Source organism: Rhizobium sp. CC1099 (assembly GCF_029714385.1).
Taxonomy (GTDB): Bacteria; Pseudomonadota; Alphaproteobacteria; order Rhizobiales; family Rhizobiaceae; genus Rhizobium.
Genome location: NZ_CP121642.1, coordinates 2,266,862 through 2,281,314, shown reverse-complemented (window position 1 = coordinate 2,281,314; position 14,453 = coordinate 2,266,862). Strand labels below are relative to the sequence as shown.

The window sequence follows — 14,453 nt, the reverse complement described above, 5'->3', positions numbered from 1 at the left end:
ATATGATTGACAGTGCAAAGCCCTTACGACGGGCAGCGATGCGTACCTAGTCGAACATGCCCTTCGGCGTCTCGCCCTTCAGGAACGGCTCGATAAAGGCATGCAGTAGTTCGGCCTGGTTGATGACAGCCGTGTGCGACGTCGCCGGCATGACGGCGAGGCGCGAGGTCGGCAGCGGCTTGCCCATGTCGCCCATGGTGCCGCCGCCGAGCAGCCGGAACATGGCAACGGAATGTTCGAGGGTCGCAACGTCGGCGTCGCCAGTGACGATCAGCACCGGTGTCTTCACCGCCTTGACGTCCGCTTCCCATGCAATCGGCTCGTGTTCGAGCGCGATCAGCTTCTTGACCAGGGCGGGAAAACCGTCGGGATTGGCGGCAAGCTTGCGATAGTCCTTAGCAAACGGCATGCCGACAAACATTTCCACCGTCATTTGCGGGATGAAGGCCCTGAACTCCGGCTGCCAGCCCTCTGCATCATAAGCGACGGAGGCTGCGATCAGCTTGTTCACCTTTTCCGGATGGCGGATGGCAACTTGTAGCCCGGCGGCCGCACCCATGGAGTAGCCGAATATGTCGGCCTTCTTGAGCCCGACTGCGTCCATAAAGGCCGCCACGTCGTCGGCCAGATTGGGATAGGTGATCGGCCGGTCGATGTCGGTGGTGCGGCCGTGCCCCTGAAACTCGAGGGCGTAGACTTTATGGGTTTTGGCGAGCTTCGGGATAATTGTTCCCATGGAGGGGATGTTCATATAGGCGCCGTGCAGCACGACCAACGGATCGCCATCGCCGGACACTTCGTAATAGATCTGCATGCCGTTGACGTTAACGCGGTTGCCCGCCGGTTGGGCCTCGGCAAGGAGGGAGCTGGTGACAAACAGGGCTGCTGCAATCAGGGCTGTGCGGAACATGGGTCTTTCCTCTCTATCGCGTGCGTTTCGCCACTGCTGATGATAAGACGAAGGTTCCTTGCGCAATCCGACAGGCCAGGGTTCGAAATTTTTCCGGATAATCGGGTGGCAGCGCCGTGGTAGATGCCGCCGTCCCATTCAGGCTCGCAGATCAAATTTCACGAAGCTTTCATAATTGCGAATAAGTCGCACTTGCAAAGATGGAGGCCTTTCCATAAGACTGCATATGCAAATCATTCGCAGCAAGGAGCATCGGCATGTTGAAACGGGTAGGGCGCTTGTTGGCCGGACTGATCGCGGCAGCAATCGTGTCGGTCGCAGCGATGCCGGCAGCGGCTCAGGAGAAGTTCAAGGCGGTGACGACATTTACGGTCATCGCCGACATGGCCAAGAACGTGGCGGGCGATGCCGCCATCGTGGAATCGATCACCAAACCGGGTGCGGAAATCCACAATTATTCGCCGACACCCGGTGACATACAAAGGGCGCAGGGCGCTCAACTTATCCTCTGGAACGGCCTTAATCTCGAGCGCTGGTTCGAAAGGTTTTTCGTCAATCTCCGTGACGTTCCGGGTGTCGTCGTCTCGGAAGGCGTTCAACCCATGAGCATTTCCGAAGGACCATATACCGGCAAGCCCAACCCGCATGCCTGGATGTCGCCGAAGAATGCCCTGATCTATGTCGACAACATCCGCGATGCCTTCGTCAAGTACGATCCAAAGAACGCCGCGGCCTACGAGGCCAACGCTGCCGCCTACAAAGAGAAAATCGAGGCGACCATTACGCCGATCCGAGAAAAGCTTGCGCAGATTCCCGAGGATAAGCGCTGGCTGGTGTCGAGCGAGGGCGCCTTTTCCTACCTCGCCCGTGACTTTGGCCTGAAGGAACTCTATCTCTGGCCGATCAATGCCGACCAGCAGGGAACACCACAACAGGTCCGCAAGGTGATCGATGCCATCGATGCCAACAAGATCGTTGCCGTTTTCAGCGAGAGCACGGTGTCCGACAAGCCGGCCAGGCAGGTGGCGCGCGAAACCGGAGTACATTACGGCGGCGTGCTCTATGTGGATTCCCTCAGCGAGGAGGACGGGCCTGTGCCGACCTATATTGATCTGCTCCGCGTAACTTCCGACACTGTCGAAAAGGGCCTTGTCGAGGGCCTGTCGCAATGAATGAGCCGCTCAGCAATCTTGCCCGGCCCGCGTCTTTCGATGCGGGATCGGGCATTGCGGTGAGAAGCGCCACCGTCACCTATCGCAATGGCCATACTGGGCTTTGGGATGCGAGTTTCCAGATCCCGATGGGCACGATCACCGCACTGGTCGGGGTCAACGGCTCCGGCAAGTCGACGCTGTTCAAGTCGATCATGGGATTCGTGCGTCTCGCCAAGGGCGACATAAGAGTGCTCGGGATGTCAGTCGGTGAGGCGCTGCGCAAGAACCTCGTCGCCTACGTGCCGCAAAGCGAGGAGGTCGATTGGGATTTTCCAGTCCTGGTCGAGGACGTTGTCATGATGGGCCGCTACGGCCACATGGGCATGATGCGCATCCCGAAGGCGGCCGATCACGCTGCTGTGTCATCGGCACTCGCACGCGTCAACATGAGCGACTTCCGCACACGCCAGATCGGCGAGCTGTCAGGCGGGCAGAAGAAGCGCGTTTTCCTGGCTCGAGCGCTCGCCCAGGACGGCCGTGTCATCCTGCTCGATGAGCCCTTCACCGGTGTCGACGTCAAGACCGAGGACCAGATCATCGCGTTGCTTCGCGAGTTGCGCGACGAGGGCCGGGTCATGCTGGTTTCCACGCACAATCTCGGCTCGGTGCCTGAATTCTGCGACCGCACCGTGCTCGTCAAAGGCACAGTGCTCGCCCATGGCACGACTGCCGAGACTTTCACGCAGGCAAATCTTGAGAAGGCCTTTGGCGGCGTGCTGCGCCACTTCTTGCTGGCCGAGGCTAAGGATGGCCAGTCACATCCGATCGATGTGATGACCGACGACGAACGCCCGCTCGTGCTGCAAGACGGCCGGTTCGTCGCGCACGAGCCACGGGGTAATGGAGGCTCGCGCTGATGGCCTTCCTCATCGAGCCTTTCACCTACGAATACATGCTCAATGCCATGTGGGTGTCGGCTCTGGTCGGCGGTGTCTGCGCGTTTTTATCCTGCTACCTGATGCTCAAGGGCTGGTCACTGATCGGCGATGCGCTTTCCCATTCCATCGTCCCCGGGGTGGCCGGCGCCTATATGCTGGGCCTGCCCTTTTCGGTCGGCGCATTCTTCTCCGGCGGCCTTGCGGCCGCCGCGATGCTCTTCCTCAACCAGCGTACTAGGCTAAAAGAGGACGCCATTATCGGCCTGATCTTCTCCTCCTTTTTCGGGCTCGGCCTCTTCATGGTGTCCCTGTCGCCGACCTCGGTGAACGTCCAGACCATCGTGCTCGGCAACATTCTCGCCATCACGCCGGAGGACACTCTCCAGCTCGCCGTCATCGGGTTTGTCTCGCTCGCCATCCTTCTCGTCAAATGGAAGGATCTCATGGTCACCTTCTTCGACGAGACCCATGCACGGTCGATCGGCCTCAATCCCACTGCGCTCAAGATCATGTTCTTCACGCTGCTTTCGGCATCGACGGTCGCCGCCCTCCAGACGGTAGGTGCCTTCCTCGTCATCTGTATGGTGGTGACCCCGGGCGCCACTGCCTATCTGCTGACGGACCGCTTCCCCCGGCTGCTCGCGATCGCCGTCGTCATTGGCGCGGCGACCAGTTTCGTCGGTGCGTATGCGAGTTATTTCCTGGACGGCGCAACTGGCGGCATCATCGTCGTGCTGCAGACCCTCCTCTTCCTTGCCGCCTTCTTCCTTGCTCCCAAACACGGAATGCTGGCGGCGCGTCGCAGGGCGGCCGAAGTTCACGAGGCCCGTCAATGAATATCCTTGAGACGCTGATTTCGCCTTTCCAGTTCGGCTTTATGGTCAATGCGCTGGTCATCTCGATGCTTGTGGCCGTGCCGACGGCGCTGCTTTCCTGTTTTCTCGTGGTCAAGGGCTGGTCATTGCTGGGCGATGCCATCTCCCATGCGGTTTTTCCTGGCGTGGTCATTGCGTATATCATCGGCATCCCTTTTGCAGTTGGCGCCTTCGTCACCGGCATGTTCTGTGCGGTTGCCACTGGTTTTTTGAAAGACAACAGCCGCATCAAGCAGGATACGGTGATGGGCATCGTGTTTTCAGGCATGTTCGGCTTCGGCCTGGTGCTCTACGTCAAAATCCAGTCCGAGGTGCATCTCGATCACATATTGTTCGGGGACATGCTGGGCGTTGGCTGGCGCGACATTGCCGAGGCGGCCGTCATTGCGGCATTGACCGCGGGCATCATCGGTATCAAGTGGAAGGATTTCCTGCTGCATGCCTTCGATCCGGCCCAGGCGAGGGCCGTCGGCCTTCGGGTCAACCTGTTGCACTACGGCTTGCTCTGCCTGATTTCGCTGACCGTTGTCGGTGCGTTGAAGGCGGTCGGAATTATCCTCGCCATCGCGATGCTGATTGCACCGGGCGCTATTGCCTTCCTGCTGACGCGCAGCTTCAGCAGGATGCTCATCCTGTCGGTGGTCATCGCCTTAATCGCTTCAGGTGCTGGAATCTATCTGTCTTTTTTCATTGATAGCGCACCGGCGCCGACCATTGTGTTGATGCTCTCCATCCTGTTTACGGCCGCCTTTATCGTCACCGTAAGGACGAAGCGGTCGCAGGCGACACCGCAATAGGTCCCTGCGGGATGGGCCAGAAACAGTGCGGGGTCTGCGGGGTCTCACTTCCGCCTCTGCGAAGACATGATGCTTCATGACGGATTTATGACAAAACTGGAAAACAGCTGAAAACCGCCGCTGCCTATTTGACATGGGAGCCTTCTAGAGAGGTCGCTAAGAAGCGCCGCTCGTTCAAAGGGACCTTTGACGCTTCCCTGACCCGGAGGCGCGCCCATGAAAATCATTCAGATCACCGATACGCATTTCAGCCCGAACAAGCCGCATTTCAACGGTAATTGGGCGCCGCTTTTGACATGGATCGAAAAAACCGGTGCCGATCTGATCATCCATACCGGCGATCTCAGTGTCGACGGCGCGGATCTGGGCGAGGACATCATCTTTTCGATGGACCTCATGCGTCAGGCTTCCATCCCGATGCTCATCGTTCCGGGTAACCACGATGTCGGCGATCTCCCAGGCTCGCGTCAGCCGGTCAATACTGAGCGGCTTCAGCGCTGGCGGCGGCTGGCCGGTGAGGATCGATGGCTGGAAGACGCAGGTTCCTGGCGCTTCGTCGGCCTCAATTCGCAGCTGCTCGGCCATGAGGATGACGAGGAGGAAGCGCAATTCGAATGGCTCCGCAAGGCTTTGGAAGACCGGGGCGGCCGCCGCGTTGCGCTTTTTGCGCACAAGCCGCTTTTCGTCGACGAGCCGGATGAAGGCGATACCGGTTACTGGAGCGTCAGGCCAGCCCAGCGCCGCCGGCTTTACGACCTGATCGCCGCACATGACGTCGCGCTCTTTGCCAGCGGCCATCTGCACTGGGCCTGGCAGGGACGCTTCGAACAGACAGCGCTGACATGGGGACCGTCGGCCGCCTTCATCATCGACAAGATGGAGCGTGAAATGCCGGGCAAGCGCCTGATCGGTGCCGTTGTCCACGAATTTGGCGATGATGCCGAAAGCCACACCGTCGCGGTTCCCGGCATGACGGCGCATGTGCTCGACGACGTCGTGCACGAGGTCTATCCGCATGCGGCAAAGGCGCAGGAGCCGGCCGAATGAGCGCGCTTTCGCTTCGCGGTATCACGAAGTCCTTCGGCGGCAGCAAAATCCTCAAGGGCGTGAGCCTCGATGCGCAGCCCGGCGAGTTCATCGCGCTTGTCGGTCCTTCAGGCTGCGGCAAGAGCACCTTGCTGCGTATCCTTGCCGGTCTCGACCATGCCGACGAGGGCGAAATTGCGATCGGCGGGCGCGACGTGTCGGCGATGGCAGCGGCCGACCGCAATATCGCGATGGTCTTTCAATCCTACGCGCTCTACCCGCACCTGACGGCATCGCAAAACATCGCCGTGCCGCTTGCAATGCGCCGGCTCTCAAGAATGCAGCGCCTGCCATTCATGGGGCCGCTGACGCCCGGCCAGCGCACGATCCGTGCAAGCATTGAGCGTGACGTCAAGGAGATGGCGAAATCGTTGAAGATCGACCATTTGCTGGACCGCAAGCCTGGCCAGATGTCCGGCGGCCAGCGCCAACGCGTGGCCCTTGCCCGCGCCATGGTACGCCAACCAAACGTTTTCCTGATGGACGAGCCGCTTTCCAACCTTGACGCCAACTTGCGCGTCCATGCGCGCGGCGAAATCGTCGAGCTGCATCGCCGCGCCGGCGTACCCACCGTCTATGTCACGCACGACCAGGCGGAGGCTCTCTCAATGGCGGACCGCCTCGCCGTGATGATCGGCGGCAATCTACTGCAGCTCGCGAGTCCGCAAGTAATCTACGATGACCCAGCGCATATCGAGGTTGCCCGCTTCATAGGCCAGCCGCGCATCAACCTGCTGCCGGCTGTTGCTGAAGGCGGTATCGTCGCCTTTGGCGGAATTCGCCTGGCGCTTAAGACCATGGCGCAGTCGAAAGCTTCGGTCACCATCGCCATTCGCCCAGAATTCGTTCACCTTGCCGAGAGCAGGCATGACGGACTTCCCGCGTGCATCGAGCGGATCGAATTCCTGGGATCAGAGGTCATTATCTATTGCCGGCTGGATGCGATCGGCGAGACAATGATCGTCAAGCTTTCGCCTGCGCGGGCCGCCGGTCTTTCAGCCGGCGCTCCCGTCGGCCTTCAGCTCTCATGCGAACGGGCCATGGTCTTTGCCGAAGACGGCCTGCGCCTGCGCAGTGTCGTTGCTGCTGCGGATGCCACACGGGAGAAGGCGCATGGCTAGCGTCACGTCCATGGCCATGCCGCGAGATCCGGCCGCAGCGCATCGGCTGAGCGAAGCCCGCATTGCCTGGATGCTGGCGCTGCCGGCGATCGTGTTGCTTTTCCTCTTCGTGCTTCTTCCGGTCGTTGCCGTCATCATCCTCGGCTTCACCGACTTCGAGCTCGGCTATGGAACGTTCCGTTTCGTCGGTTTGGAAAACTACGCTGACCTGATCACCGATCGCACCTTTCGCAGGTCGCTGTGGAACACGGCGGTCTACACGGCAATCGTCGCGCCGGTCTCGATCTGCCTCGGGCTCGGCATTGCGATGCTGATCGAAAGCGAGACCACGGCGCGCAGTTTCTTTCGCACCGCATATTTCCTGCCTGTCGCCTCGCTGATCGTCGCCATGGCGACCGTCTGGCAGTATATGTTCCATCCGACCATCGGTCCGCTCAACGCGCTGCTTTCGCTTGTCGGCCTTTCCGGCCCGAACTGGCTCGGCAGCTCCGGCACGGTGCTTTACAGCCTGTCGATCATCGGCGTCTGGCAATCGGCGGGCTTCAATATGGTGCTCTTCCTCGCTGGCCTGACGGCGATCCCGCGTGAGCTTTATGCCGCAGCCGAAGTGGACGGCGCCAGATCCGCAGTCGATCGTTTCTTCCTGGTCACCTGGCCGATGCTCGGCCCGACGACGCTCTTTGTCATCACCATCAGCATCACCAACGCCGTTAAGGTCTTCGAGACTGTCAAGACGCTGACCGAGGGTGGTCCGAACAAAGCCTCGGAGGTGCTGCTCTTCACCATCTACCAGGAAGGCTTCGTCTACCTGCGGGTCGGCTATGCCTCGGCGATGACGGTCGTCTTTCTCGCAATCCTCGTCGTGCTGATGTTCCTGCAGTACCGCCTTCTTGATCGCCGGGTCCACTACACATGACGACGAGCGCCTTTCCCCTCGTCAGACTTATCCGTCTGGCACTGCTTTGCCTTGGCGCCATTGTGTTTTTGGCGCCCTACGTCTTCATGATCTCGACCGCCGGCAAGGCGCAGAGCGATATTTTCACCTCTTCTCTGTCGCTGATCCCCGAGCACTTCAACTATGTGCAGAACTTCACCAAGGCGCTGGGCCGCGTGCCGATGGGGAGGCTGCTGTGGAACGGGATCGTCGTCTGCGGGCTGATCTTCTTCTTCCAGGTGCTCGTCGCGATCCCCTGCGCCTATGCTATGGCGAAGCTGCGCTTCCGCGCCGCACGAATGATGATGGTCTTGGTCATGCTCGGCCTTCTGGTGCCGATTCACGCAACCGCCTTGCCGCTTTATGTGGCCTTCGACCGCGCTTCGCTGCTCAACAGCTATGCCGCCCTTGTCGCTCCCTTTACGATTTCGGTTTTCGCGATCTTCATGTTTCTGCAGTTCTTTCGCGCCATGCCGGATGATCTCATCCATGCCGCCCGGCTCGACGGCATGTCGGAACTCGGTATCGTCGCCCGCGTCATTGTTCCCAACGCCTGGCCTGCAGTGACCGCGTTTGCGATCTTTTCGGTCGTCGCCCACTGGAACGATCTTTATTGGCCGCTGGTCGTCATCAGCAGGCAGGATTATGCGACGCCGCCGCTCGGTCTGATGTATTTCCGCGCCGCCGAAGCTGGCGACGACTACGGCGCGCTGATGGCGGCAACGCTGACCATTACCCTTCCCCTCGTTGCCGTCTTCCTGCTGGCGCAGAAACGTTTCGTCGAGGGCATCACCATGACCGGTCTTAAAGGCTGACCGGTTCTAACAAAGGAGAACGAGCGATGAAACATATCACCAAGCTTCTCGCCGCAGCGGCTGTATCGATGGCAATTTCGCTTCCGGCTCGTGCCGAAACAGCGCTGACGGTTCACTACCCCATGCCCGGCTTCTTCAAGGACGTGATGGACACGATCTCGAAGAAGTTCATGGAAGAAAATCCGGATATCAAGATCCAGTTCGCAAGCCCGTCTGCGACTTATGAAGAAGGTATCCAAACGATCCTTCGCCAGGTCGGCACCAGCGAATTGCCCGACGTCACATTCGTCGGCCTCAATCGCCTGCGCATGCTAAACGAGCGCAACGTCGGTCTTAATCTGAGCCCGCTCGTCCAAAAGGACGGGAACATGGCCGAGCAGGGTTTCTCCGACACGATCCTGAAGCTTGCGCAAGTCAACGGCAAGCAGGTCGGTCTCGCCTTTGCGACCTCCAACCCGATCATGTACTACAATGCCGATCTCGTGAAGGCAGCCGGCGGCGATCCGGACAATCCGCCGAAGACCTGGGACGAGGTCATTGCGCTTGGCGGCAAGATCAAGGCGCTCGGCAACGGCGTTGACGGCATCGATTTCCGCTGGCAGGGCGACGACTGGATGTTTTCGGCTCTGCTTTTCGGCGCCGGCGGCAAGATGCTGAACGAGGACGAGAGCAAGGTTGCGTTCAATGGCCCGGAAGGTCAGAAGGCCGTCGAGACCCTGCACCGCATGGTCACTGAGGGCGGCATGCCTGTCTTCACCAAGGCTGCCGGTGAACAGGCCTTTGCCGCCGGCAAGGTCGGTTTTGAATTCCAGACGACCGGCGCGTTGCGCAACACGATCAAGAATGTCGGCAACAAGTTCGATCTGCGCACGGCCAAGATCCCGCTGATCGATCCGGTCAACGGGCGCCTGCCGACGGGCGGCAACGCCGTCGTCATCCTGACGCAGGATGAAGCAAAGCAGGACGCCGCCTGGAAGTTCGCCAAGTTCGCTGCCGGCCCCTATGGCGCTTCTGTCGTCGTTCCAGGTACGGGTTATGTTCCGAACAACGAACTTGCCGCCAAGTCGGCCGAATATCTCGGCGATTTCTATAAGCAGAACCAGCTCTTCCAGGCGGGCTTGAGCCAGATGCCGGTGATGGTGCCTTGGTATGCCTTCCCGGGCAGCAACGGCGTGAAGGTCACGCAGACGATCGTCGACAACCTTTCGCGCATCGTCGACGGCTCTGCCGAGCCGAAGGAAGCGCTCGACGACGCAGCCGACAACGTTCAGGGCATGCTGCCGCGCAGCTGAGCCGTTCGCCTCAGCACGAAGCCGCCGCATCTCACATTCGGCGGCTTTACCATGTCGGATCTTGAGTGAGATCGCGCACCGTTCCGCCTTTGCGCAGCGTATAGGCAACATCGAGATGGCGGGCAGGGGCGGCGTTCTCGGCGATATCGAGGAGCAGCGAGGCCGCCGTCGCTCCCATGCTGGCATCGGGCATCTCGATCGTCGTCAGCGGCGGGTCCATCAGCCGGCCGATCGCGATACCGTCGAAGCCGGCGACGGAAACGTGCCGGGGCACCGAGAAGCCCTCGCGCCTGAGCGCGCCGATAACGCCGAAGGCAAGAAGATCGTTGGAGGCGATGATCGCTGTCGGCGAAAACGTGGTCATCGCCTCGCGGAGATCGAGCTCCTCATAACCGCTGACAAACGGGATCTCGACCGCATCCAGCGGCGTAAGGCCCCTTTCATGCATGGCGTCGACATGACCGGCATAGCGGGATCTAGCTCTGTCGGAGGCGACGAAATTTCCCGAAACGAAGAGGATGTGTCGGTGTCCCATAGCGATCAGAAAGTCGGTAAGTTCGCGTCCGGCGCGGCGGTTGTCGGCCGTGACCGCAGCGGGAAATCGCTGCGTCGGCATGTTGTTGAGGAGAACCGTCGGCGGCAGGGACGGCAGGAGGGCTGCACTCGTCAGCGGATCGCAAACGGTAAGGATCAGGCCAGTTGGACGGTCGTTCAGGAGTGATGCAACGGCGTCAGCCTCGCGCCCAGGATCATAATTGGACTGGGCGATTACAACGCCGTGACCGGCGACCAGCATGCGATTTTGAATGCTGGAAAGCGATGAGGCAAAAACCGGATTGGTTATGCTCGGTATAAGGACGCCGACAACCGGGCGTCGCCCAAGCTTCCCAGCGGCAAGTCCCGCTGGCCGATAGCCGAGTTCGGCTGCTGCCCGGCGTACCTTGCGCACCATTCCGTCGCTGACGGGACCATTGCGGTTTAAGACCCGGCTGGCGGTTGCAAGCGAACACCCCGCGCGAAAAGCCACCTGTTGCAGCGTGGTCATGAAATGCTCCGCAATATGACGTCATCGAAAATCGCGCGCCACCAGTACCATAAAATCCGCTTCTGATGCGCTATGCGAATCGCATGGTTGCGCTGACAACGTCCGGTTCCTTGGCAGCCTCTGATGCTGTTGACTAAAAATGTTGAAACGGTCAGTTCGCAGCCATGCCAATGATGTAGAGCATCCCATCAAGTCGACTCATGACAAGCGCTTGTTCGGTCTCGCCAGAAGACTTGCCTTCCAGAATGCTGCAGCATGCGAGCGCGGAAAGCCTCTGTCGGCGAGCGAGATCGACCACAAGGTGCCGTAGTTTATTAGCTCACAAATCAAGAAAACACCGCGAGCCACGGCGATGTCGTCAATCTACAAGGACATTCTTATCGACCAGCCCGTCGGGACCGAACTGATCCTGTTACCCTTAAGAAATTGCGGTGGCGCGCAGGCAAGCGCATGCGCTAAGATAGTGATTCAGTGGGAGTTTTGCCCTTGATGAAGTCGAGCCTCGATCATCTGCCGGAAAGGAAGCAGCGCGAACTGGCGCGTGTTGTCGAGATCATTCACGAGGAATTCGAGAACGCGTTGAAGGGAGGGGAGGCGGAGTTCAAGAAGAAGGCCCGCATCTGGAAGATCATCCTCTTTGGCTCCTACGCCCGCGGGACCTGGGTCGATGAACCGCATACGATGAAGGGTTATAGGTCCGATTACGATATTCTCATCATCGTCAACACGAAGAAGCTGACCGATCCCGAATACTGGTATGCTGCCAAGGACCGGTTGATGCGCGACCGCGGTATCAAGACCTTGGTCAATCCGATCATCCATTCCCGCCGCGAAGTCGGTGACGCGCTTCATCAAGGCCGCTACTTCTTCTCGGACATAAGCCGCGACGGCGTCATCCTTTATGAAGCAGATGATCAGCCTCTCCCAGAAGCCAAAATCCTTAGTCGTGAAGCAGCCTATGAAATTGCTCGATCATACTACAATGAAAGACTCTCCGATGGACGAGTGTTTTTGAAGGGTGCCAAGTTTTATGAATCGGAGCGAAACTTCAGGCAATCGGCGTTCTTGCTGCATCAGGCGTTAGAGCAAACCTATTCGGGCCTCCTCTTGGTGCTAACAAATTACAGCCCGTCGTCACACAATCTTTCGCTCCTGCGCCAACTTGCGGAAGATAGAATGCAACATCTTTCGGAGGCTTGGCCACGCGACCGAAGCCGGTACGTCGCCTGGTTCAATATACTCAACGAGGCCTATGTGAAAGCACGGTATTCGCCTCACTACACAATAAGCGAAGAGGCGCTGTCGTGGCTTATTGCTCGTTCCGAGAAGCTGATTGACGCGATTGACGCCGCATGTGCCGATTACATTTCTCAGTTGGCAAATGCCAGTTGAGGGAATGAAGCGATCTTACGTGCTGCGGCAAACGCTCACTTCCGATAAACGCTACTTACGGAAGCCAGGACTTCATTTAAGATTCGCAGCCTCGCTTCTGGTTAATTGAGGCGCTTAGGAAAGCAGGTCGCGACAATGTTTGGGTGATCTTCAACGAAGAGGGGACGGACTACGGTCCAGTGGTGGTCGGAGCCGCCGGCAAAATACTGGCCGGTCAATATGCGCCCGAGATAGCGGGCATCGAGGTCGGATATCGCTCCATTCGTATCGCGGCATAAGGGCCTCTACGGGCTTTGGGCCGAGGTCAATAACGAGGCGAGCTATGGCAACGCTTTCAATCTCTTTACCGAATCTTGCGATGCAACGAATGTCATCTCGGCAGGTCGCGATAAGTCCCTTTGGTGCTCGGCATCGATCACTTGGCGAGGCTATTTCGACGCGGACCTGCTTTCTGACCGAAAATTATTTAGAAATATTGGTCAGTAACAAGGTCTGCGTCGCTGCTGACCAAAGTTTGTATCAAAATATTGGTCAGCGTATTCCCGCTCGAAGCCCTCCGGATGTTGTCTGATCTCAACCGGCCAGCGCTGGCTTGCGAGCGGGAATGGTCATCGCGGCCACGCCGGCAATGACGCAAGCGAGCCCCGCCCACGCGGTTGAGGTCATGGTTTCACCGAGAAACAGGACTCCGATCCCCACGCCGATCGGAACCCGGAGGTAGGCCTGGGCAGTCGTACCGACCGAGCCGAGTGTGTGAACGAGCCGGAAATAGATGACGAACGCGAGGGCGGTCGAAAACACCGAGAGACCGAGCAATGCCAGGATCGATGCCGAAGTGGGCATCAGTGTCCACGGCTGATCAAAGACAAGGCTGACGGGAATGAGGATGACCGCACCGCAGATGAGTGATCCCGCTGCGGGCATGATTGGGTCAAGCCCTTTGAAACCCCGGCCGAAGATAGCGGCTCCAGCGTAGCAGACGGTGGCGGCCACAATGGCAAGCTGCGCCGGCAGTTCATCGCCGAGCCCATGAAATGCCTCGATGCCGATGATGAGGCAGGTGCCGGTAATGCCGGCTGCAACGCCGAACAGCTTGCGGCCAGTCACTGGTTCGTGGCGCGTGATAAGGACCGTCAAAAGGAACGCGAAGATCGGCGTCGTGGAATTCAGAATCGCAGCAAGCCCGGCATCCACGGTGCGTTCCGCCCAGGCGATCAATGTAAATGGAATCACGCTGTTTAGGCAGGCTTGAAACAGGAAACGCCGCCATGTCGCGAGATCCCTTGGCAAGGCCAATCCGCGCGACCTGATAACGCCAAGAAGGATCGCGCCGGCCATCAAGGTGCGGGCGGCGATCAGCGTCACCGGGGGGATCGTTTCCACGCCGATCTTGATGAACGTGTAGGACGCGCCCCAAAGCGTCGCGAGCGCGAGAAGGAGCGCGAGTTCTATTCTCATATCCGTTTTTTGTGTTGTCATGATCGTCTCGCGTTCGAGTGGTTTTAAAACTCCTCTGCTTTATCGTGGATTGGCCTGACATTGCTTCGACCAAGGCCGAACTATGAAGGACGAAGGACATCAGGCAGTCTATCCTTGGGCCGGTGTCGAATATTGCATCTGACCACGCAGGTTCCGGCAAAGAACACCTATCTCACCGATGGTCCCTCCCGCCGTGTCGTCTTGGGCAAGCGCGTAGTCGATCTGCGACATGCCTCGCCCAAGCATTTGATCGCTCCTGGCAGTGCGGCTGGCACGGTCGTGCAAGCGCTTCGCCATGTGGGAGCGATGCGTGCCGGCGACGTTGCACAGATCGCAGCGCGTCGTTTGTCGGCAAGTGACAAGAAGACGCTCGCTTCCTCTGCGGTCCAGGCCCCCGCCTGGATGAGGCCGACGCTCGTATCGATCGCCAACGCAGCGTCGGGTGAAATCGATGGATAGTGTAGCTCTTCTTCCGATTGATGATCGAGCTGCCCTCTTTGGCGAAACAGGCGCTGTTCGAGGGTCGCCAACACGATCATCGAAAAAGACTTCTGGGTCTGCTGGACCGGCCTGCAGGAAAAGGATACGCCGAGGCGCACCGTCCCTCGGAGACGG

Annotated in this window: 13 protein-coding genes and 1 pseudogene; 11 read left to right on the top strand and 3 right to left on the bottom strand. The window is 59.2% G+C overall.

Features of this window, described 5'->3' with window-relative positions; all coding sequences use genetic code 11:
- Positions 1-46 precede the first annotated feature (46 nt).
- Positions 47-910 carry an alpha/beta hydrolase gene (locus tag QA644_RS32220; protein WP_283073093.1) on the bottom strand — a complete coding sequence of 288 codons (864 nt, stop codon included), beginning with the start codon at positions 908-910 and terminating at the stop codon, positions 47-49.
- 257 nt (positions 911-1,167) lie between these two features.
- On the opposite strand from QA644_RS32220, the gene QA644_RS32215 reads away from it, so the two are divergent.
- The 9 genes from QA644_RS32215 to QA644_RS32175 all read left to right on the top strand — a co-directional run bounded on the left by QA644_RS32215 (position 1,168) and on the right by QA644_RS32175 (position 9,922).
- Positions 1,168-2,082 carry a metal ABC transporter substrate-binding protein gene (locus QA644_RS32215; protein WP_022712915.1) on the top strand — a complete coding sequence of 305 codons (915 nt, stop codon included), beginning with the start codon at positions 1,168-1,170 and terminating at the stop codon, positions 2,080-2,082.
- A complete protein-coding gene (locus QA644_RS32210) occupies positions 2,079-2,981 on the top strand; it encodes a manganese/iron ABC transporter ATP-binding protein (protein ID WP_283073092.1) in 903 nt (300 codons plus the stop codon). Before QA644_RS32215 ends, QA644_RS32210 begins: the two co-directional genes overlap by 4 nt.
- The gene (sitC, locus tag QA644_RS32205; RefSeq protein ID WP_283074071.1) at positions 2,978-3,838 is read left to right on the top strand and encodes an iron/manganese ABC transporter permease subunit SitC; all 861 of its coding nucleotides are present in this window, start codon (positions 2,978-2,980) and stop codon (positions 3,836-3,838) included. Before QA644_RS32210 ends, sitC begins: the two co-directional genes overlap by 4 nt.
- On the top strand, positions 3,835-4,674 hold the full coding sequence (locus QA644_RS32200) for a metal ABC transporter permease (protein WP_283073091.1): 840 nt from the start codon (positions 3,835-3,837) through the stop codon (positions 4,672-4,674). The genes sitC and QA644_RS32200 overlap by 4 nt, the downstream gene beginning before the upstream one ends.
- A gap of 216 nt (positions 4,675-4,890) precedes the next feature.
- Complete coding sequence (locus QA644_RS32195; RefSeq protein WP_283073090.1) at positions 4,891-5,721, top strand: metallophosphoesterase; 831 nt, start codon at positions 4,891-4,893, stop codon at positions 5,719-5,721.
- A complete protein-coding gene (locus QA644_RS32190) occupies positions 5,718-6,881 on the top strand; it encodes an ABC transporter ATP-binding protein (RefSeq protein WP_283073089.1) in 1,164 nt (387 codons plus the stop codon). Before QA644_RS32195 ends, QA644_RS32190 begins: the two co-directional genes overlap by 4 nt.
- Positions 6,874-7,797 carry a sugar ABC transporter permease gene (locus QA644_RS32185; protein ID WP_074072790.1) on the top strand — a complete coding sequence of 308 codons (924 nt, stop codon included), beginning with the start codon at positions 6,874-6,876 and terminating at the stop codon, positions 7,795-7,797. The genes QA644_RS32190 and QA644_RS32185 overlap by 8 nt, the downstream gene beginning before the upstream one ends.
- Positions 7,794-8,630 carry a carbohydrate ABC transporter permease gene (locus tag QA644_RS32180; protein ID WP_283073088.1) on the top strand — a complete coding sequence of 279 codons (837 nt, stop codon included), beginning with the start codon at positions 7,794-7,796 and terminating at the stop codon, positions 8,628-8,630. The genes QA644_RS32185 and QA644_RS32180 overlap by 4 nt, the downstream gene beginning before the upstream one ends.
- A gap of 26 nt (positions 8,631-8,656) precedes the next feature.
- Entirely contained in the window at positions 8,657-9,922 is a 1,266-nt protein-coding gene (locus tag QA644_RS32175; RefSeq protein ID WP_283073087.1) for an ABC transporter substrate-binding protein, read from the top strand.
- A 46-nt stretch (positions 9,923-9,968) separates the two neighbouring features.
- On the opposite strand, the gene QA644_RS32170 is transcribed toward QA644_RS32175, so the two are convergent.
- Complete coding sequence (locus tag QA644_RS32170) at positions 9,969-10,967, bottom strand: substrate-binding domain-containing protein (RefSeq protein WP_239602735.1); 999 nt, start codon at positions 10,965-10,967, stop codon at positions 9,969-9,971.
- A 579-nt stretch (positions 10,968-11,546) separates the two neighbouring features.
- Here QA644_RS32170 and QA644_RS32165 point away from each other — a divergent pair.
- Positions 11,547-12,359, top strand: coding sequence for a HEPN domain-containing protein (locus tag QA644_RS32165; protein WP_349254133.1), 813 nt, complete (start codon positions 11,547-11,549; stop codon positions 12,357-12,359).
- Between the two features lie 573 nt (positions 12,360-12,932).
- On the opposite strand, the gene QA644_RS32160 is transcribed toward QA644_RS32165, so the two are convergent.
- Positions 12,933-13,838: an EamA family transporter gene (locus tag QA644_RS32160; protein WP_283073086.1), complete on the bottom strand. Its 906-nt coding sequence runs from the start codon at positions 13,836-13,838 to the stop codon at positions 12,933-12,935.
- Positions 13,839-13,976: 138 nt separating this feature from the next.
- Between QA644_RS32160 and QA644_RS32155 the strand changes: the two are divergent.
- A pseudogene (locus QA644_RS32155) lies at positions 13,977-14,297 on the top strand (DUF6088 family protein); the annotation flags it as partial.
- Between the last annotated feature and the right edge of the window lie 156 nt (positions 14,298-14,453).

Excerpts from the sequence above, each read along its gene's own strand:
- QA644_RS32200 (WP_283073091.1), top strand. The coding sequence starts at position 3,835 with ATGAATATCCTTGAGACGCTGATTTCGCCTTTCCAGTTCGGCTTTATG.
- QA644_RS32180 (WP_283073088.1), top strand. The coding sequence starts at position 7,794 with ATGACGACGAGCGCCTTTCCCCTCGTCAGACTTATCCGTCTGGCACTG.
- QA644_RS32170 (WP_239602735.1), bottom strand. The coding sequence starts at position 10,967 with ATGACCACGCTGCAACAGGTGGCTTTTCGCGCGGGGTGTTCGCTTGCA.
- QA644_RS32210 (WP_283073092.1), top strand. The coding sequence starts at position 2,079 with ATGAATGAGCCGCTCAGCAATCTTGCCCGGCCCGCGTCTTTCGATGCG.
- QA644_RS32215 (WP_022712915.1), top strand. The coding sequence starts at position 1,168 with ATGTTGAAACGGGTAGGGCGCTTGTTGGCCGGACTGATCGCGGCAGCA.
- QA644_RS32220 (WP_283073093.1), bottom strand. The coding sequence starts at position 910 with ATGTTCCGCACAGCCCTGATTGCAGCAGCCCTGTTTGTCACCAGCTCC.
- QA644_RS32160 (WP_283073086.1), bottom strand. The coding sequence starts at position 13,838 with ATGACAACACAAAAAACGGATATGAGAATAGAACTCGCGCTCCTTCTC.
- QA644_RS32185 (WP_074072790.1), top strand. The coding sequence starts at position 6,874 with ATGGCTAGCGTCACGTCCATGGCCATGCCGCGAGATCCGGCCGCAGCG.
- QA644_RS32190 (WP_283073089.1), top strand. The coding sequence starts at position 5,718 with ATGAGCGCGCTTTCGCTTCGCGGTATCACGAAGTCCTTCGGCGGCAGC.
- QA644_RS32175 (WP_283073087.1), top strand. The coding sequence starts at position 8,657 with ATGAAACATATCACCAAGCTTCTCGCCGCAGCGGCTGTATCGATGGCA.
- QA644_RS32195 (WP_283073090.1), top strand. The coding sequence starts at position 4,891 with ATGAAAATCATTCAGATCACCGATACGCATTTCAGCCCGAACAAGCCG.